We start from the raw sequence: 20,236 nt of genomic DNA on the forward strand, positions 1-20,236 counted from the left end.
AGGAACTCCCACCGAAACGATTTCTCGACACGTCCAACGCCCGCCTTATTAAGGCGGGCCTCCACTGTATGCATTCCCGAGAGACGATCCAGCAGTACCTCGCTTACGAGAACCAGCACAAAAACCGAACGTGGGTACAACGACTTCTCGCGAGACGAGCCCGAGAACTTGCCGACGAGCAGTCGGAGTAGTCACGAACATACCACCGCTTCAAGTGGTCCTTCACCTATGACATCCAAGCAATCAACCCTCAGTTCCCTCGCTCATTCAGATAACAACAGCACATCAACCGCCAAGACCGCGTCACCAGACGACTCCGACAGCTCATCTTCGTCACCGACTCCTCCAAATGACGACGCCTCTACGCCAGCCGAATCGGAAACTTCAGCTGAGTCATCGACCACCGGCCACTCTGGGGGACCACCGACAGACATCGATGAGAATCAAATAACAACGCTCGACGCCAGTGAGGGACTTGACGAATGGACGTTCACCTGCGAGGCCGACAAACTCGATTACGCATATCTCCACGTCCAGGTGGACGTTTATCGAACGCTTACCGACACGTGGTGGGGGCTTCGCGTCACAACGCAGGAGAAGATAATCGAGAATTCCCGGAACAGCTATGGCGGATATGTCAGACAGCACCGCCCCGATCCCGACGAACTCGTCGATACGATCATCAACTGGGTGAGCTCAACGCTCGCCACACCTTTCCTCCCCATGAATGACCACGATCTCCCCATCGGTCACCATCTCCGGTCGGTTCCGAGTGACCGGATTCGTGTCTTCATCGGTGATGACGCGGTCGACTTCCTCACAGAACGCGACATCCCTATTGACGAGGTACTCACTGCACTGGACAATCTCGAAGAGCACTCACCCCCCTCAGCGTACAAGAAGCAAGTGAGGGAGTACTACGATGCTCGAGACACCATCGACACTTCACGTACCCGAATCCGTAAAATCGAGCAAGCAATCGGGGCCGTATTCGGTATCTCGACCGGATATGGTGGGAACGTCCTCAGCGCTCCGCCAGTAGAGTATGCTTCACTCTCTCCGAATGACCTCCAAGACGAGTTGAAAACGGAGCGCGAAACTCAGCAGACAGCTGAAGCCAAACGAGATTCCCTCAAAGAGGAACTGGCGTCACGACAGTCGGCGTGGGCTGACGACCTCAAAACAACGCTAATAGGCCGTCTTCCGTCTTTTTAGAAATATCCACACAACAACCCCTCAAGCTGTTCTACGCAGGTACACCTCGCCTATTGAGAGAGCGATATGGACTGACACGTTTACATCTCGGCAGGGTCGCGAGCCTGCTTCTGGTACTGATTATAGAGATCTTCTCCCCATTGGACTACCGCTTCGTTTGAACTGAGGATCATCGCGATATGTTCTCCCTCCCCCGTTTTATTATACGCCCCAACCGCGATTTGCTCCCTGTCGTAGATCCCAATGCCGAGGGTTAGTGGTTCGTCGAGACAGAAAATCTGAAAGTTGTCGTAGTTTGAGTCGTCCAGAAAGTACTCCATCTCCTCTTCATGGAGTCGCTGGTAGAGCGAGGCGTCGACGATCGCCTCCCCTTTCAGACCAAGTTTGAGCAGTTTATCGTACGCGCTAAAGAGTGTCGGGTTGAAGATCGATGTCAACACGCGGAAGTGGTCAAGCCGTGGATCGCAGAGTTTGAGAGCTGTCGCCAGGACGATTCCTGGAGAGTGGGGTGAGGAGACATACAGCTTTGCGTCAGCGAGGGCTCGAACTGGAATATCCGTCCTAATTGGACTGAGCCGTTGGAACCAAGGTGCTTTATCCAACACCTGCTCGATTGTCTCGGCCAGTTCCTCATACCGTTCTAATGTATGCTGTCCAGCGGGCGTGAGCCTGTGAACACCGTCGCTCTCTACACTCCATCCTTCCGTCTCAAACATCCGTAACGCTCTCCGAACAGTTGCACGCGACGGAGACCCGTTGGTTGTGTCCACCAACTCGCTCGGACGGCTGGGTTGCTCTACAAGCGTTTGTAACAACGGGATAGTATGTCTCGACCGAGTTAGCTGGGTGAGTGGCTCGCGATCGAGACCATCTGGACACGATTCGAACGCTTCCAGCGTGATTTTCCCGCCTGCCGTCAGTTCATATCCACCCGTACCAGCTGTTTTCGTCAATCCCCAATCGGAAAGTTGCACGAGATGTTTCGATACCGTCTGTCGGGTGATTTCTCCCGATTCTGCGATAGTCGAGGCCGTCTTTGCGCGCCCGTCGAGTGAACGCAGTATATCTAAAGAGGTGGACCCAGCAAGATCACTAATAAATTCACGGACGACGATCCGTTCGTCCGTGAGTGGATTTGTGGTCGCACGCTCGGACTGCGTCACTTGTTTTCACCCGTTACTAAACTGCGTACCCAACGCTATGAATATATCGCACAAATCTGATATTGAATCGAGCTTATTCGAATACCCATCCCTTTCAAAACCCAACCGAAACCCGTCTCTCAGCGGTACTTTTTACATATACTGATACAAAGAGCGACTATCGTGAGCTCCCAACTACCACCGGCACCGTCCGGTTATCCGGTCCTCAAAAACGCTGTCCAGTTCGCTCGCGATCCATTCACGTTTGTAGAGCGGGCGACGTCGGAGTGCGGAGACATCTACCGGATGGCTCTCCCGGCAGTTGACGATGTCTTTGTTTTCACTCACCCGGACCATCTTGACCGTATCCTCGTGTCTGATGTCGAAGCCTTCGGGAAAACCGAGGACTATCAACGTGCGTTCGGGAACGGTCTCCTTTCGGTCGAGGGGCAGAAGTGGCGACAACAGCGCGATATGTTACAACCGCTCTTCTACCGAGACCACATAAGAGGCTACACAGAGCAAATGGTTGCGTGTACCGAACGACGTCTCGAGACGTGGATTGAGGGTGAAACACTAGATATGGAGCCTGAGATGAAGAATCTCACTCTGGAGGTCCTCTTTTCCACGCTGTTCGGTCGTTCGTTGGTCCCAGGCGAGGATCAAGAACTTCGGGATGCCGCTGACGGACTCAACGAATGGTTCACACCATCATCGTGGATTCTGCCACCGTGGATTCCGACACCAGCACGGCGTCGATTCAATCAATCCACGAAGCGCCTCCGTCAGGAGGTTCGAAGATTACTCGAAGAAGGAAGCGACCGAACAAGAATCTCAGGCGACGAGGCAAGTGGGTCCAAGGACCAATCGAACTCTAAGCAGGCTGCTCACTCAAATACTCCAGACCTGCTCACACAGCTCCAAAAGGCGCGTAATAGGGCGGATGAAACAGATATCACAATCGAAGAGATCGAAGATCAACTGATCACTATGGTTTTTGCGGGGCACGAGACGACCGCCGCAGCTCTTGCATTTACTTGGTACGCGCTGGCGACGAACCCAGACCTCCAAGAGCAACTTCATACGGAACTGGACACAGTTCTCGATGGAGACTCGCCCACTTACGACGACCTCCAAAACTTGGAGTTCACAGAGCGAATAATCTCTGAGGCGCTACGGCTCTACCCACCAGTTCATACGATTCCGCGTCGGGCGCTCACTGATGTCGAAGTCGGTGGATATCGGATTCCCGAGGACCACGAGATCCATCTATCGATAATCCATATTCATCGAGATGGACGGTTCTATGATGAACCTCTGGCGTTCCGCCCGGAACGATGGACTGATGAGTTTGAGGAGGAACTCCACGACTTTGCGTATGCCCCCTTTGGTGGTGGACGTCGAACTTGCATCGGTCGGGAGTTCGCTCTCTTAGAAGCAAAAGTAGTCCTAGCAACGGTCGGACAGAAATTCCAATTTGATTGGGAGAACGACGAAGCAATTGAACTTGAACCGCGGGTTACGACTCGATCAAAAGAAGGCATCCCATTGCGAATTCGACAACGTTGAGAGCATAACATACATCTGATCTGATAAACATCCCCTCCGTAATCATCGATTAAATCCCCGCCTTCTGAACCTGTGTATGTTCATACATTTTGACGGTGTAAACACGGGTGAGTATAACACACAACCCGGTGATATTCAAAAGCGTATCTCATGAACCGGAATTCAATCGGCGATCTCCTACTCTTCCCATCTCTAAAGCAGTCATTACTGTTCGATATCTGCCTGCCCGCCCTGCCCGAATTAGACAATGTCAGCACAACACTAGTTCAAAACCCACCGCTCCGGAAGTATTGCCCTGCCAACCGCTCCCTGCAATAGTAGAATGCCCCAATGACGACCATCGTCATCACACTGAAAGACGGAAAGATATCCACCGACGGAGGAATCGATGTTTCGTCCAGCCAATCGACGGCCCCAACCACTGATTCCCACAATATCAATCGTCACCTCGACCTCGATACAGTGGTTGATCTCGTCGAACAAATGTCCGAAGATGAGATCTGCGCCCGACAGAGCACCAAATATCCAAACTGGTCCCGAGGTGACCCTTGCCCTGTCTGTGAAAACACCGAACTCGCTATAATGGAGCTTAGAGAAGCTACCTACACTTCCTCTGACGGCGAGTTCGACTTTGACCACTTTACTGATAACACAGGACCACAGCTCTCGATTGTCTGCAAAGAATGCCGGACACACCTCCTCCACATCCCCTATCACACACTATCTGAATAGGCCGGCTACGACTCGCTCAGCGTTACGGAGCCCAGCTATTGAGAACACAGCTACAAAGTACTCACCACTCAATTAGGAACTCCTTGGATAAGAAACGGATATTAGATCAAGTTTAACTGAATGTCGGGCGGTCTGAAGAACACTTCGCTTTTATTGATGTGGACATAGAATTCCTACCCCGAGATGTGCAAAGTCGACGATCTCATCGCAGAGTATGGATTAACAGCCCCCGGGTCTGACTATGACTCTGTAGATGACTACCTCGCGAAACGGTGGACTGGAACTGACGGCCGCACTTCAGAAGGATATAAAAAACTCACAGACTGGTTCAACAAACGAGTTCTCAAGTCGATATATGAAAAACACGGGAGATCCACTGTTAGCATCCATCTTGACCGAGAATACGATGTTATTATAAACGAAGATAACATCCAACGCGCCGAGCTCGCGGCCGACCTCGAGGGCGACGGGATGGACATCGACGAACTCAAGAAAACGCTCATCTCTCACGGCACAATCCGAAATCACCTCAAAAACTGTCTCGAAGTCGAAAAAGACACTCAGTCCACAACCAATTCCACTACTACGACTCGAGAGAAAGCCATCACGTCGGCGAAACGAATGGCTGCCTCAAAAACAGAAAACATCCTTCCAGAACTGGCAAAAGACGGCGTTGTTCCTTTTGCAGACCAAGCCACCGTCGACGTCGAAATCAGACTACAATGCCCCAAATGCGACACACGGGTCCCCATCGAAGATGCAATCAATCGGGGGTACGTCTGTAACGACCATATGACGGATCCAAACAATACAGACCCACCTAACAATCCAACTCCAGATTCGCCGGAGAATACCGAATCTGACGAAGACGATTCACACCATCAGTCAGATACAACGATGAATTCTATGCCCTCATCACAATCCTCTCTCCTGCTCTCTCTACTGGCCCTCGGAGTCACTTCGTTCTCGTCCCAATCGCCTATGCTAATAGATAGTATGCTCAACACCACGTAACCATGACCTGGCATCTAGAAATCGAAAATATTGCAGGCATCCATCGAGGGGAGGCTACGATCGAATCCGGTGTGAACGCTGTCCGAGCGAGTAACTGGCAAGGAAAATCGAGCTTCCTAACCGCAATTGAAACAGCCTTCGGGACTGAAACAAGCCTCACCGAAGGCCAAGATCACGGTCATGTTGAGCTCGAAATCGACGACACCACCTACGCTGTCGACCTTGATCGTACCAACGGCACGATTACACAATCCGGCGATCCATACCTCACCGATGATGTCGATCGCGTCTGTGCTGACCTCTTCGCGTTCCTCGATGAAACCAACGAGGTCCGCCAAGCCGTCCGTGTGGGTGAAAACCTTGAGGACCTCCTCACTCGTCCCCTCGATTTCGAGAACATCGACGAGCAGATTGCCGACCTTAAAGCCGAACAGAAACAGGTCGAGGCCGAACTCGACCGAGCCCAAAACGCTGCTAACCGCCTCCCGCGCCTCCAAGAGAGGGTCACTTCGCTCGAATCCCAACTCGAAGACCTTCAGGAAGAGTGGGACGAACTCGACAACGAAGCTTCTTCAGATAGTGACGCTCGAGACGAGCTGAGTAACCTCCGCGCCCAGCTCGAGAAGACCAAGACAGACATCAACCGGTACGAATCAACCGCAGATCGCGTCGGGGATGAACTTGAAGCAAAAAAAGAGGAACTTGAGACGTTGGATGTCCCAACACACGAGGAGCTCGAAGACGACCTCGAGGATCTCCAATCTGACCTCCACGAAATCGAACGGGATAAAGAACTCCTCCAGTCGATTTATGAGGTAAATCAGCGCATTCTCGAAGAAGACCGTCTCTCGCTTCTCACAGACGTCTCTCACGATATGCTCTCCGACCAGCTTGCCTGCTGGATCTGTGGCAACGACACCTCTCGTGAAGAGGTCGAGGCACAGTTAGACAGTATCTCTGACCGTCTTAATTCACTCCGCGACCAAGAGTCGACTCTCCGCAACAAGGTAAACGAGCTTCAGGAGAAACAACAGACTGTACGGGATGCGGAGCGGAAAGAACGCGACCTCCGCGACCGCATCGGAGAGCTTGAATCTCAGCTGGATGACGCACAGACGAATCTTGAATCGGCCAGAGAACGAAAAGCCTCCCTCGAAGCACAGATTGACGAACTCGAAGATCAGGTCAGCGAGACGCAAGACCACGCGACTGACCTCCAGAGTGAGATCAAATACACGGAAGCTGAGCTTGAAGACGCTCGTGACGAACTTGAGACAGTCAAGTCGGAAGCCTCGCAGCGTGATGTCCTCGAAGAGGAACTCGAATCTCTCCGCTCCGAGGTCGAGGACCTTCGAACACGCAAGGAGCGTGTGAAGCGAAACACTCGGGACGCATTCGATTCGGCGCTCTCCGACATTCTCACGAGATTCGACGTCGGGTTCGAGACAGCACGCCTCACCGACAACTTCGACCTCATCGTCGCACGTGGAGGCCGCGAAGCCAGCCTTGACGCTCTCAGTGAAGGCGAGCGGGAACTCCTCGGCATCATCGCTGCTCTTGCCGGCCACGAAGCATTCGATGTCGCTGACCGGGTTCCCGTTATGCTGCTCGACGGGCATACCGGTCTCGACGATACCAACATCCACCATCTCGTCGATTACCTCTCTGAACGCGTCGATGTCCTCGTCCTCTCCGCCTTCCCCGAGTACGACGCCTTCGAGGGTCACGAAGTCACTCCAACCAACTGGGAGACCATCTCCTACGGGGACGATGTTGAGGAAGTCGTAGGATAGTTCTCGCTGCTCACTCTCGATTTTATACCCCGCGGGGGGTTAATCTCTCAACGACTTTTTGCGAAGACGCGACTTCTGGCTCCCATATACTACTCTGTCCGCCCTGGCGTTCACTCATCACGCTCACGAGTAGCTGCTCTACTGTCTCCCAATCGCGGAAAACACTTTGTCGCCGGACCACATATCCGCAGGTAAGTTCGCCCCCTATGCGGCCAGTAGCACTCGCAACTACCATCATCCGGGTTACTATCCAGTCCCGGAGTGGTGATGTATGACCTCCCGGTTTGATACCCCCGCGGGGGATCAAGACAACCCCCGTCCATCCGACGAGCCTTCGTTGACGATCACTAGGGCTACACCTCGGCAGTTTTCCAGCCTCTTCGTCGCCTTCCTTCTCCTTTCGAGTGTCTGCTTCTCCACGATTGCGGTAGTCGCGACCAACGAATCCAACTCTACCGCGCAACCGCCGGTTGACGGGAATGCTCGTGTATTTGTCGCGAGTGACCGCGATACGGAGGCTCTCGGCATTCCGGGTGGCGGTCGTGGTGGCATTCTCCTCCAGTATGTTGTGGAGGCCAACGCGTCGACTGAAAATCTCTCTCGTGCTGTCGACACCTACACGCTTACGACCAATCCAGAGACGCGCGTCCGTATTGATGGCTCACCCCGGACACTGCAGGAGTATCGACTTGACCAGTTGGCGAGAGTTGAACGAACAAACTCAACGAGTCGGTGGCCGGCAAGCGCACCGGACCGGGAGGATAGCCTATTCATCAAAGACGGCTTCATCGCGTATATGGGTGCGACCAGCGCTGCCGAAGTGAACGCCCCAGGAGCGGAAACAAACGGCACTTATCTAATGGGGCCAGACGGGCGTATCCTTGAGTACGTCGACTACCGCGTCGCCCTCCCAGAACCAAATACGACCACCCGCTATGTCCGCGAAACAAAGGATGTCACCCTCAACATCCCTGCGCCGGAGGATAACTCGTCGGACGACGTACAGACCGTCACCAAGACAGTTGAGTTCGAGACGCTCGACGGTCACACTATCACGCGTACCGTCAGCGCCACCGGTCGTGGCCCGCTAACCGTAAATCGCTCTGTGACGGCCGTCGTCGGCGGCTATCGCACTAACACCACATACGATCTCGCCTCACAACGGGTTGAGCGTAACCTCAGCATCGACGATCAGACGTGGTCGAAACACACGACACCAGAAACATCGGCACGAGAGGCCCGGTATATCGACTACGCAAACGCTCCCCCTTCGGATGGTGAGAGGCAACGTCTAGAGCTTCAGGCGACGATCAACGTCACCGCGGAAGTCACCACTGATCACTATTTCTACCATCCGCACAACGATACGTGGACGTACACTCACACGGAAGTCAATGCCACCTATGATGAGCTCACCGTTACCGACGATCGGCCAGCCCACGTTGTCCCACCAGACAGCGTCTCGATTTCCCAGCGCGTAATTGAGGAACCACACGACCGTCGCTCCATCGTCCTCTCTATCGAGGGCCCGGAGCATCTCTCTGAACGGGCACTTTGGAGTTGGGCCGCCCTCAACGTAGAAGGAGACTCGAATGCTAATGCCCAACGCCTAACGAACGTCTGGCAGGTCTACGGTGTCCGTCAGTACCGCTGGGGCGAAACAACGTCGAACTGGGACACAGACCCACAACGTACGGAGTTCCCACCAACACTTGCCCTCCGACTCACTGCTCGACAACCGTCCCCAAGTGTTGAGGCCGTCGGAGAAACGGATGTGTATCGTCACGGACGGGTGACGGATCTCCGCCAGCGCACTGTTCCTGGTGTCTCGAACCGGGCGACCCTGGCGGAAAATGTGAATCTCACTACGGCGACCGCCAACCAGACCTCGAGAATTGTCATCAGGGACGCTCCCGGTCAGATCACCTCAGTAACGTCGGTCTTCGGGGATGAAATACCCGTCTCGACAACAGAGGTCACCTCGATGGAGGATTCGTCGCTCACCTACACCGTGATTCCGCCGGAAGAAGGGGAAGAAAACGAGCCGCCGGAACTCAGACTCCGTCTTACTGGCCCAGACGGAACTCCACTCCCGGATCGGAAACTAATCTTGACCGGGGCGGTCGAATCCTCAGTCACTACAAACGACAACGGTGTCGCCTACGCTACGTTCGATAGTGCGACGATCACCGCGCGCTTCCCTGGTGACCCATACACAGAGAATCACGACATCTACTACTCGTCCAGCCACACAACCGCGATCTCTCCCGGAAACGGGAGCCTGATTGTTGATCTCTGGACGTTCTTTTTACAGCCAGTACAGGCCGCTCTCCTCTCGCTGGCTGTGAGCGTAGGCTTGCTCGTCGGGGTCGGCTGGTATACCATCAAGTAGCCATCCCTCGCAATATTCTCTCAAGATTGACGACACCCACTTCTTCGTCATTCAGCCGGCCTTGCGAACTTCAGTTGACGATGAGATCGTAGCGCGACTCACTGTCCTCGGTCAATGGCTATATCCGATTGGTTCGGGGATAGAAGTTATAGGTATTGGACAACGTATTCTGACACAGCGATTCACATGGAGCGCTCTCCAACCACCCTTAGTAGGTGGCTCTACCGTGTCGGTCGCCGTCTTCGCCACCGAAAGTCTAGGGACTCAACAGAAACCTCCGCAATGGAACCGTCGACGTCATCCAGCATCCTCTCGGCCAAAATTCAAGACCGTCTCTTGGGTATCGCACCTACAGCTCAACAAACCGTTTCCTCCACTGCGGCGATGGCTGCCCTCCCGATCATTCCGCTATTTAATCCCCTTGATCCAGAGGATTGGTTCGAGGGGATCGTCAACACGCTCGCGACCGGCTTGACGAACGTCCTGGGCGAGGTTTTCGTGGGAATGGTCCAGGAGTTTCTCGTTATCGACCCGTTGTACTACCAGGAAGGAGCGAATGCAACTTTTATACAGAATCTCCAGTACTCGCTGATTCTCTTTCCGACCGTCATCGTCCTCGGAACGATCGCGGCACTCTTTTCGGAAGCCCCAGAGGGCTCCTATTTACGGCAGGGAATCCGTATTGTTAAAGCCCTCTTCGCACTCGCTCTCATCCGTCCATTCCTCCACGTCGCTGTCGTCTTCACGAATAGCGTTACGAAGCTCGTGATGCCCGAGACTTACGCGGTCTCCCTCGCCGGCCCCGCCCTCAACAACGCCATCGGCGATTTGATGGGCTCGGCTATCGCCGCTGTGCTCGTTTACCTCGCCGCCGGTACAATCTCTCTCATCGCTATCGCTCTCGTTGTGATGATCCTCTTCCTCCGCATCTTTATGATCCATCTCGTCTACACCGCTTTCCCGATCCTGCTTGTTATGTGGTACACCGACTGGGGACCACTCCGGTACGCGAACGACGTCGCTATGTTTGTCTTCAAGGTCACAGCGTATCTCCTCCTCGCGGGGCCGCTCATCGCGCTCGCTCTTCAGACCGGCTGTAGTATGTCCGCCCCGGACATCTGTGTGGCTAACGCGAGCGGGGCTCACGGCCCGGAAGCACTCACTGCCGGAATTGACCCATCGCAGAATAAGCTCGTCCTTTGGAAGCGGTTCCTCGGCTGGCTTTCCGGCCTCGGCCTCGCCGGTTTCGTCGGGATACAGGCCCTGTCGATGGGTGGGAGTTCCGCCGGTCATCTTCTAGGGTTTAGTGGCCTGAGTGCGTTACGCGGCGGTGGCAGCGGTAGTCCGTCTTCGTCCGGAGGTAGTGGTGGTGGAGGAGGTGGCGGTGGACCGACTCCGTCCGGTGGCGGTGGCGCCGGACAGCACACCCTCCGAAACTTCGGCGGCGGTAGCGGAACCGGCCCAAAGGCGTATGGAGCGACTGGCTCAGCAAAACCCGAATTCCACCCCCGACAGGCAGCTAGTTCGGCGAAAACTAATCTGAAACAACGTGTCTCATCGGCACGGGATACTGCACGGAGTAACGCGCAGCGCGCCTACCGTGGCGTAAAATCACGGAAAGAATGGATGAGTCAGGCTACGTGGGGACAGGGCGCTCGAGCTGGGGCCGGATTAGCTGGCGGTGGCGTGGCGCTCGGTGCTCGCGAGGCAAAAGCGGGTGTGAGCCACGTGAAAAATAATCTCAACGAGCCGATTGCGAATTGGCCCGGCCACGTCTATCGGCGGGCGAAGAACGGCAATTGGAACCCACCGAATGACGATCTGGGTGCAAGTACGGAAAGCGAAGTCACAGCGGATAATGAAGTGTTGGCACTACCTGAGGGGGATCCGCCTCTCCCAGAGGGTGAGACTCTGACCCCAGAGTATGAAGACAGAGCACTCGATCCCAAGGAAGCTCAAGCGGTTGCTGGCGGGTCCGACATCGAAGACGCGAATCCGCATTCGGTCAACGAATCAGTCCAAGCTTGGTACGACCGCGTGAAGGCAAAGGACCAGCAAAAAGTGGAGGCGATGCGCCCTGACCTCATCAATCGAGATGTCTCCCCGCCTTCCTCCTCACCATCGGAGGAACAAATCCAGGAGTCCGTCGACGACTACGTCGATAGAACCCGCAACACAGACTCATAACGATTCAACCTGAATCCCTCCACTGGTACCGAGTCCCCTCCAGGACCACATTAGAACCAGTAATTGACCCTTCTATGCTGTTGCTCGAGGGGCGTGCTTCCCGGCTGATATTTTAAATAGCAGAACGCGGTAGATTAGTACAGAAACACAAACACATGGGTTCCGAAACGACCACCGCCCGTCGCGTGCTGGCGACTCTCCCTAGGCACCCACTCTCGATCTCGGATTTCATCAGCCTCCAAGCACCCGATAGTTTCGAATCCACCTCCACCTTGGACGGAACCGACATTCACACCCGAGTCGACAACTCCAACATTCAAAATCTGGGCGGCGTCGTCGCTATCGGTGATGACTGGGTCGACCGTGAGGGCATCGTTGGCTTCCGCTTCATCGCCGGAGACACTTGGTTCGGTGTCGGCTTCGAACCAGAGACTGGCTGGACCATCCTCACCGAGGATTCCATCGACGAGAAGTTCTCGCAGGCTATCGATGATCGTATCGCGACTTGGGCAACCACCTTCTACGAGGAGGAAACCGTCCGGCCGTCGTTCTATGATACTTTCGCGGCCGCCTGTGTGTCCCAGCTTCCCCCGCGCCCGCTCCAGCACGGTGAACTCGGGGAGATACTCACTCCTGGAGGGATTTACCAGGAGTCCTTCGTTGAGGTGGTTCCCGTTCCCATCATCCAGATCGAACACACCGACAAGGTCATCGCCTTTTTGATGAAGGTTACTGCCCCTGATCGGTCCGGTCACGTCGTTGAGTATGGGTACCGCCTCCACACCGACGGCGTCTGGCGCAAGGCATGGGCTGACATCATCCCCGGCGAAGAGACCGAGGAAGTCGGTCTTCGTGATCGGCCAGTCGCCACTCTCATCGATGACGCCAATCAGGATTACTTGAATGAGATCGACTTACTCGTGGAGCCTCCGACCGATCACATCCAGATCGAGGTCTACATCGATGTGATGTCACCAGAGCCAGCACCCGGTGGTATGTGGACTGCGGCATCTGACTGGTTCCCATCCATCGAGTACGGTGCTCCTATCGTGGGCCTAAATACTGATGAGAATCCGGGCGAATTGACCGTCGTCGGCTACCTCGAGGGAACGGAGACCGCCGTTTATGTCGGTCTCAACCGCCAGGATGACACGTGGGAAGAGATCATTTCTTTCGACCGCCCCGCCGACAAACGACAGGACACGGAAGTTGTCAATGCTATCGACGGCTGGCTTCAGAGCCAGTACGGCGCTCTCGTTGGGCCGTCGCACCACCCGCTCATCCAGCTCACCGACTGGGAGTCGAAGGTTCCCGACCTTTTTGCTTCCAAGTAATCGACCTCGATGTCAATCGGGGAGAGAATTTTTAGGCATTCACGACACGTATTCACACGAGACGTCCCATGAAACGGTACCCAGTAGCCGGCCAGTTACTCGAGCATCGCCTCTTCTTCGGACTCAGCGTCAGCGATCTCGAAGTCGGCGTAATCCCACTCGCCGCTATCATCCTTGCGTCCGGTATCAACAACGTCTTCGAGCCCTCGTTCAGTGGGCTACTTACTATCGGAAGCGGGATTCTCGGCCTCCTCGTCGGCTTGTACGTTCTCTGGCGAACACCTGCCGGTCAGACCCCTCGCGAGTGGCTCTTCGGGGCTGCAAAACACATCGTGGGCCCGGATCGCTATCTCTGGCAACCCGTCGAACGCGGTCTCGTTTCTGGACAGCACCTTGACGACATCCGTACTCTACATTCTGAGGATTCCGAAACCTCCGACGACAACAGCGATCCGGACCCAGAAACCTCGTCCTCGAGTGGCCCCCAGCAGTCCGCCTCAGATGATAACAGCGGTCAGCAAATCGTAACTGACGGCGGGCAGATGCACTCTCGCGAACGCCCACAGCGTGACCCGAGCCAGTACTACCACCAGCTCACGCAGGAGGAAACAACAACGCAGGCGCAACTAGCTTTCGAGTATGTTCGCGAAGACGGCATTCTAGTCACGGAGAGCGACAACGAGGAACCTGCGTACGTCGGCCTTGTTCACATCACCCCGACGAGTTGGCTTTCCCTCGACGATGAAGGACGCCAGTCTACGATCAACGCGTACGCTGACGTTCTCCGTGGAATCTCCTACCCCTTCCAAGTGCTCGCCCTTCCTCGTGAATTTGATTTGACGACGCACTTCGAGGAGATCGAACGTGCAGCCTACGAGGCCGAGGATCCGCCAGACATTATGCAGCTTGGTCGGTCGACGTACATCGACTGGCTCAATGAGTCGGTCGGTACCCGGCGAGTCAAAGTTCGTGATTTCTACATCGCCGTTAGGGTCGAGAGTTCGCACGTCCGAGAACAGTCCTATGGACACTCTACAGACGTTGTTTCGGGATCTCTCTTCCAACGAATCGTCGGCTGTGTCAATTCTGTCACCTCCTCAGTTCGTTCTCGGATCGGCTCGAATACCGACGACGACGTCATCGAACGACAGTGTATTTCTGAAGTTAGAAGTCGGCAACACGAGTTTGCCGAAGCACTCCCCAGGACCGGTGTTCAGACCGAAGTGATGGACGACCGGGCAGACGTTCTGGACGTCCTCTACCGCTACTACAACCACGCTGACTCACCACTCGACGAGTATTCTCCCAAATCCTACGCGGAAGTTCTCCCAGCTCGCCGGTCGTAGTGATTCCCGACCATCTCAGCATTTCTTCCTCCATCTTCTCGACTGTTCCTGCGGCGCTTGAGGTATCACACCTGCCAGCGTTACCCCACGAGTGAATTATCTCCGCACTTTGTGGGGTAACTCGCTATCCTCCCTCAACCCACTTGCCGAAACGTCTACTTTGTGGAAAGCTATCAACGGGCGAAACCATTTACCGAGGCACTACGTATCCCACGATAGCATGAGTAGCGTCCCAGTAGCCTGGGTACTCGGAATAGCATCCGCTACCGGGCAAGTGCAACAGATCATTCAGACGATCCAACGAGCGATTCAAGGCGGCCCGAACGCCCCGTCACCATTCATTCTTATCGGCGTCGCCGTCGGCGTCGCCCTCCTCCTCGGTCTTGGTATTCTTGCGTCACGCCGACTTGTCGGTTCGAGTCAACATCCATCTACAAACGCAACGAACGGCGCACCTGAGACGGAGGTCGACAGCGGCCGTCTGAATCGTCTTCTCTCTTGGCTTCCCGGTGGTTCTGGATCTATCCCTGGTGCCGGTACCTCCGCCCGAACAGATCCAGCCAACGTCAACCTCGAGAAAATCGACGACGAAACCTTCGACCGCGCCGTCAGCATCCTCGAACAAGAAGGCCGAGAGACGAGTCGGGCAAACATCCGTGAACAGGTTGCTCGCCTCATCGACTTTGAGGCCGCAGACCCCGACGAATTCCGCCTTGGACTCATCCAAGACGCCGACAGCCAAGCCCAGATCGACCAAGCGAGCGTCGCCCCACCAAGTATCGTCCCCGAAGATCCAACCACTCTCTACCGGAACGGCGAATTCGTCCGTATCCTCACTCCCGCAAGCGCTCCTGAGAGTGTCTTCGGTGGCTGGCTTATCAACCTCACCACGACCAATCTTGATGTCCGCGTCAGCTATCATCACACTCCCCGCGACCCCACGACGATTCGTGGTGCCCTCCAGGACCGTCTCACTGAACTCCAGATCGCCCTTTCTCGGAAGGAGGAAAAGGGCGCGACAGACTATCACGAAGACCTCAACCGCCGGGAAGAACTCGATCGTCTCCTTCGTCGCCTCACCGAAGGGACGACTCGACTCTACGACATCGGTATCTACATCGAAGTCGCTGGCAGTACCCGCGATGAACTCGAAGAGACCGCTCGGAAGGTCCAGCAACTCGTGGCTGACCGCGACGTCGAACTCGTTCCCCTTGAATTTCGCCAACTTGAATCCCAAGACGCGATCGCACCTGTCGTCTCCGACCCCATCCAGAACACGGACCTTATGGAACACGACGCGGCGGCCACCCTCTTCGGCTTCGTCGAGCCCGCCATCGCTCACGAGGACGGTGTCCTCTATGGCTTCGATGAGACTGGAAACCCTGTCATCGTCGACCGATACAGCCTCTCCGGCTTCTCTAAAGTCATCACTGGGAAGATCGGGTCCGGAAAAACGTTCGCCGCGAAACTTTCTCTCTGGCGCCGTCTCCTCATCGACCCTGAATTCACGGCTATTGCATTCGACCCCACCGGTGACGACTTTGTCGACTTCTTCGAGACCCTCGGTGGCGATGTCGTCACCTTCGGTGGCGACGTCACCATCAACCCGCTCGAAATCCACCGCGGTACGGGTGAGGCTGAAGACCCCTACAAGGACAAACTCCGTTCCTTGACGGGGATGGTGCGGACGTTCTACGATCAGAGCGGCGACAGCCTGAGCGCTGAACGTGCTGGTCTCATTCAGCAGGTCTTCCACCTTGCATACCTTATGTACGGTATCACTTCCGAACCCCGCACTCACGAACGCGAAAACCCCACTATGGAAGACGTCCTCGACATCCTCAAGGCTCTTGCTGATGGTGAGGACCCACTTGAATTCGTCAGCTACCAAGGAGACGCTACCGAACTTCACCGTGAGGAACGCGACGAGCTCGATGAACGCGTCGACGAAGTCACCTCCCGACTTCAGTCGAAGGACGATAGCAACCTCAAGTCCGAAGCCAACAGCCTCCTCCGCTCGCTCGAAGCCTTCCAGCCAGGTGGCGTCGCTGCGAACCTCTCTGGGAAGACGACCGTCGACCTCGAGGACGAGCGGCTCATCGTCTTCGATATGAGTGCCTTCCAGGATACCAATCAAGCCCCTCTCCTTCAACACGTTATGCTTGATTGGAGCTACCAGCGGGCTCGCGAGAACTCCCGCCGGATGGAGGTCATCTTCGAGGAGGTTCACTACCTGCTCAGTCAGAAATCTGCCCGCTCGCTCATCGGCCTGTTCACCCGCCATTCCCGACACTTCAACGCTGGCTTGACGCTCATCTCCCAGACTGCAGAAGAATTCATGCAGGAGACCGACGATGTCCACTCACCACGCGCGATCTACGACCAGTGCGACATCAAGCAGCTGTTTTACCAGGAATCAATTTCAGACGAGGTGATCGACTACTACGACCTCTCCCCAGCTGATGTCGAGGCCATCCAGAGCTTTGCACGTGGACAGGAGTCCGAGTTCAGTGAATGTCTCCTGAGCGTCACCGGAATCGCGCGTCGACATCTCGAAATCCACGCGAGCGAGCTCACGGTTGATCTCCTTACTGAACCTGAGACGGCCGCCGCAACCGCTCAGTTGGTTGAACAGCGTCGCCAACAGGCTGCCACCGCCCGCAGTGAACAGACTACCACCCAACCAGAAGAGAACGCCGAGACTGCCGGTGGTTTGGGCGAAGAAGCTGCTGAGAAGGAAACTACTGACTCCAGTACGACACCCAGCGAAACGAGTGAGCCACCAACTGACCCCATCACAGACGGAAGTGGGGGCTCATCCTCCTCTGGGGACACTGCTGACGACACTAATTCCGAATAATACCCTTCCCTTCTCTTCTCGCTCGGTCTACCTTGCCTCTCGTCATTTCACACCTTCCCTGTAGTCCACCAGTACAATCGGAGAGAGCGGGTTTTCGCCTGTACCCCCGGTGGAGTTAAGTGTTAGACCAGCATGGTTCAAACTAACCGGGAGACAGATATGACCAGCGTACTCCTCGGTGTCCAGCTCGCAGCTTTTGCCATCGCGGATGCCCTCCCTGGTGGCCTACGCGGGCTTGGACTCCTCACGGCTGCCCGCGCACAGTTCGCGACCATAAAAGCCGACCTGATGGCTCAGGCCGCGCCGATTTGGACTCGGCAGATGAGTGTGATCTTGCAGGCAGACTGTCCAGATGGGACTGAGGTTAGCTCAAATGAAGTCATCCAGTCCATCCACAACATCAACGACTTCATCTTCCTCCTTGGATGGACGCTTGTGCCCGGAGGATTCGTCCTCGGAGGTATCCTCTACTTCTACGGCTGGAACCAGTCTTGGAAAAAGCGGGGCCTCCGGCTGATGGTTGGCGCGGTCGCGATCGCCGGCGTCATCCTTCTTTGGGGCGCTATCGCTAACCTCATCCAGTGGGCGACCGGCGGCACTTGTGCGCCCACCACGTAACGGCGTTGAGTCGATTATTGGCGCTGGCAGACTGCCGCCTTGCCGTCCCCATCTTCTCGGCATCATCAGTAACTACAACCTGTGACCACGCTCTTGTTAAGGCGAGCTGTCACACCCCTTTCGCTCTCGGAGTACCGCAATCCTGTCCTCGACTGAGGGGTGCACTCGAAGGAACCACTCGATAACAAACGGAGCCCCCCATGGAAGGGACGACGTCTCCGTCTTTTTCGAACTCTCCCTCGCTCGGAGATCGGCAACCGACTGCAATGCGGTTATCGCGGTCTCACTTCCCACCCGTTGTCGTTCGTATTCGTCGGCAGCCAACTCAGCTCGGCGAACCCACCGTACGAGGCCGAACCGGAACCCGAATGCGAGAATGCCCATCACCACACCGAGTGTCTGCATCGATGGCGAAACAACCGCGAGTATCCCACCGACACCACCGAAGAAAACCAATCCGGCCCCAGCAGCGAGGCGAAGATGTCCAAGAACGTGATGCCCGTGCTCGTGGTGGAGGATTGCGCGGAGTGATTCTGGCGAAATACTGTCATCTTCGAGGAGGGTCTCGCCAACGAAGACCCGGCGAAAGGGCCAGACACCCGCCGCCATCGCCGTCGAACGAAGCCCCACCGTGGCAACCCAAATCGACGTGTGGGGGTCAGCATCGATCTCCTCTGGTACGATCGCTGCGTATTCTTCAGGTGTGAGCGGCCGCGCCATATTCAGAAACGGCAAGAGCGTGATTGCGAAGAACAGGTAGGTGAACGTGAGCGCCCAGGTCACCGGCATTCTGAGCTCAGATGGAATCGGCAGCGCCGTCCACGGTGCTACAACTAATATAAAGAGTCCACCAACGACCAACGCAACCCGGAGAGCGTGATCGTGGCGCGCCTCCGGCGTCTCAAGATGACTTGTCGTCTCCCTCCAAAACATCGAGATTAACGGCGCACCTGTCACCGCCAAACACCCGAAATAGCTCGCAAGGATGAGCATCGGAAAGAGTCCTTTGACGACGACATTCGGTGAGGGCATCGGATATTCTGGCGTTAGTCTAACAAAGAACACCCAGACCAGAGTGGTGAATCCACCACTGACGATAGACCCCCCTAAGAACAGCACGAAGAAGTTGTTCAAGTGATCTGGAAGCCAAGAGACCCACCGAAAGCCTTCGGACACTTCATATTCTTCCGAGGCGGTTTGATCCGTGTTTTCCGATGATTCCGTCGACGCCGATGCCTCTTCGCGGTTCAACCTATACTCATCGTAACGGTTTACCGCAGCACCGATCTGCCAGCCAAGTGCCACTGCGATAAGCATCGGGACCGTCACCCCGACGAAGAGCAGCGCCGTCGCCGATGTAACCCCAAACACGAATCTGACCAGAACATAACTGAAGCCCGCCACTATAGGGGCAGTAAGAAATACACCCAACCCCCACCAGACCAACGTATCGACCGGCGAAGGTAGCCACGCAAGCGACGAACGAGCCTCGGATAGTACTCGTCGCCACCGTGGACAGGGGCTTGAGTCGCCATTCGAGGGCATCTTTTACCGTAGATCATGCTATCTGAACCCAAAAATTGTCCGGGGGAACTCCAGTCCCTCGACCCACTGGCTATGAAAACGATTGCTTAGGAGACATCAGCGCATCGACTGAGCGAGCAATCGACCGGCCCCAAACTCCCGAATAGTATTTTACGCTGAGCAGATGAAATATCTGTAGAGGCCACTACTGGCTATGCCGACGCTCCCAGCCTTCACTCGAGCTTGGCTCTCGCCGGCCCCGCTCACCGATGACCATACCCAGTCGCCGCCCGATGCAAGGACAGATCGTACTTCGCATTCGTCGCGGTCGGTAGAGCCGACCCAGACGTCTCGATCCACTCGCTCAGGCCGCCCGAGGAATCGCCGTCCCCTGTACGGTGTTCTGTTGGCCCTGAGCGTCATCGGTATCCTACTCACGGCGGCCACTGGCCCAGCTCTCGCAGCACACCCCGCTGACTCCACGAGTACCACAGAGAGCCAGGACCTCTC

The 20,236-nt window shown here is 55.7% G+C and carries 14 protein-coding genes; 11 read left to right on the plus strand and 3 right to left on the minus strand.

All coding sequences use genetic code 11. The annotated features are described in order from the left end of the window. The first annotated feature begins 228 nt into the window (after positions 1–228). Positions 229–1,215 carry a hypothetical protein gene (locus BLU74_RS14360; RefSeq protein ID WP_139175803.1) on the plus strand — a complete coding sequence of 329 codons (987 nt, stop codon included), beginning with the start codon at positions 229–231 and terminating at the stop codon, positions 1,213–1,215. An 80-nt stretch (positions 1,216–1,295) separates the two neighbouring features. Here the strand turns inward: BLU74_RS14360 and BLU74_RS19695 are convergent, their stop codons facing one another. Further along, positions 1,296–2,378, minus strand: coding sequence for a transcriptional regulator FilR1 domain-containing protein (locus BLU74_RS19695; protein WP_139175805.1), 1,083 nt, complete (start codon positions 2,376–2,378; stop codon positions 1,296–1,298). A gap of 162 nt (positions 2,379–2,540) precedes the next feature. Here BLU74_RS19695 and BLU74_RS14370 point away from each other — a divergent pair, with 162 nt between their 5' ends. The 8 genes from BLU74_RS14370 to BLU74_RS19050 all read left to right on the plus strand — a co-directional run bounded on the left by BLU74_RS14370 (position 2,541) and on the right by BLU74_RS19050 (position 14,724). Continuing rightward, a complete protein-coding gene (locus BLU74_RS14370; RefSeq protein ID WP_175454667.1) occupies positions 2,541–3,926 on the plus strand; it encodes a cytochrome P450 in 1,386 nt (461 codons plus the stop codon). A gap of 330 nt (positions 3,927–4,256) precedes the next feature. Then, positions 4,257–4,658: a hypothetical protein gene (locus BLU74_RS18555; protein WP_139175807.1), complete on the plus strand. Its 402-nt coding sequence runs from the start codon at positions 4,257–4,259 to the stop codon at positions 4,656–4,658. Between the two features lie 183 nt (positions 4,659–4,841). Then, positions 4,842–5,672, plus strand: coding sequence for a rod-determining factor RdfA (gene rdfA / locus BLU74_RS18560; protein WP_139175809.1), 831 nt, complete (start codon positions 4,842–4,844; stop codon positions 5,670–5,672). Between the two features lie 2 nt (positions 5,673–5,674). Next, positions 5,675–7,465 (plus strand): archaea-specific SMC-related protein, encoded by a 1,791-nt coding sequence (locus tag BLU74_RS14380; RefSeq protein ID WP_089768549.1) that lies wholly within the window; start codon positions 5,675–5,677, stop codon positions 7,463–7,465. 271 nt (positions 7,466–7,736) lie between these two features. Continuing rightward, positions 7,737–9,857, plus strand: a complete 2,121-nt coding sequence (locus BLU74_RS14385) for a DUF8186 domain-containing protein (protein ID WP_089768551.1) — start codon at positions 7,737–7,739, stop codon at positions 9,855–9,857. Positions 9,858–10,241: 384 nt separating this feature from the next. Continuing rightward, positions 10,242–12,044 carry a TrbL/VirB6 family protein gene (locus BLU74_RS14390; protein ID WP_139175811.1) on the plus strand — a complete coding sequence of 601 codons (1,803 nt, stop codon included), beginning with the start codon at positions 10,242–10,244 and terminating at the stop codon, positions 12,042–12,044. Between the two features lie 272 nt (positions 12,045–12,316). Continuing rightward, positions 12,317–13,378 carry a hypothetical protein gene (locus tag BLU74_RS14395; protein ID WP_139175813.1) on the plus strand — a complete coding sequence of 354 codons (1,062 nt, stop codon included), beginning with the start codon at positions 12,317–12,319 and terminating at the stop codon, positions 13,376–13,378. 68 nt (positions 13,379–13,446) lie between these two features. Beyond that, positions 13,447–14,724: a TraC-like domain-containing protein gene (locus tag BLU74_RS19050; protein ID WP_089768557.1), complete on the plus strand. Its 1,278-nt coding sequence runs from the start codon at positions 13,447–13,449 to the stop codon at positions 14,722–14,724. A 397-nt stretch (positions 14,725–15,121) separates the two neighbouring features. Here the strand turns inward: BLU74_RS19050 and BLU74_RS18570 are convergent, their stop codons facing one another. Beyond that, entirely contained in the window at positions 15,122–16,954 is a 1,833-nt protein-coding gene (locus tag BLU74_RS18570; protein WP_139175817.1) for a hypothetical protein, read from the minus strand. Between BLU74_RS18570 and BLU74_RS18575 the strand changes: the two genes are divergently transcribed. Then, positions 16,928–17,584 (plus strand): hypothetical protein, encoded by a 657-nt coding sequence (locus BLU74_RS18575; RefSeq protein WP_139175819.1) that lies wholly within the window; start codon positions 16,928–16,930, stop codon positions 17,582–17,584. The two genes, BLU74_RS18570 and BLU74_RS18575, sit on opposite strands and share 27 nt — an antisense overlap. Before the next feature lie 159 nt (positions 17,585–17,743). Beyond that, complete coding sequence (locus BLU74_RS14415) at positions 17,744–18,202, plus strand: hypothetical protein (RefSeq protein WP_089768562.1); 459 nt, start codon at positions 17,744–17,746, stop codon at positions 18,200–18,202. A gap of 96 nt (positions 18,203–18,298) precedes the next feature. On the opposite strand, the gene BLU74_RS14420 is transcribed toward BLU74_RS14415, so the two are convergent. Next, the gene (locus BLU74_RS14420; protein ID WP_175454668.1) at positions 18,299–19,606 is read right to left on the minus strand and encodes a M48 family metallopeptidase; all 1,308 of its coding nucleotides are present in this window, start codon (positions 19,604–19,606) and stop codon (positions 18,299–18,301) included. Positions 19,607–20,236 lie beyond the last annotated feature (630 nt).

Source organism: Halobellus clavatus, from assembly GCF_900107195.1.
GTDB lineage: Archaea > Halobacteriota > Halobacteria > Halobacteriales > Haloferacaceae > Haloquadratum > Haloquadratum clavatum.

Coding starts and splice junctions, on each gene's coding strand:
- BLU74_RS14360 (WP_139175803.1), top strand. CDS start 229: ATGACATCCAAGCAATCAACCCTCAGTTCCCTCGCTCATTCAGATAAC.
- BLU74_RS18555 (WP_139175807.1), top strand. CDS start 4,257: ATGACGACCATCGTCATCACACTGAAAGACGGAAAGATATCCACCGAC.
- rdfA (WP_139175809.1), top strand. CDS start 4,842: ATGTGCAAAGTCGACGATCTCATCGCAGAGTATGGATTAACAGCCCCC.
- BLU74_RS14380 (WP_089768549.1), top strand. CDS start 5,675: ATGACCTGGCATCTAGAAATCGAAAATATTGCAGGCATCCATCGAGGG.
- BLU74_RS14385 (WP_089768551.1), top strand. CDS start 7,737: ATGACCTCCCGGTTTGATACCCCCGCGGGGGATCAAGACAACCCCCGT.
- BLU74_RS14390 (WP_139175811.1), top strand. CDS start 10,242: ATGGCTGCCCTCCCGATCATTCCGCTATTTAATCCCCTTGATCCAGAG.
- BLU74_RS19050 (WP_089768557.1), top strand. CDS start 13,447: ATGAAACGGTACCCAGTAGCCGGCCAGTTACTCGAGCATCGCCTCTTC.
- BLU74_RS18575 (WP_139175819.1), top strand. CDS start 16,928: ATGGAGGTCATCTTCGAGGAGGTTCACTACCTGCTCAGTCAGAAATCT.
- BLU74_RS14415 (WP_089768562.1), top strand. CDS start 17,744: ATGACCAGCGTACTCCTCGGTGTCCAGCTCGCAGCTTTTGCCATCGCG.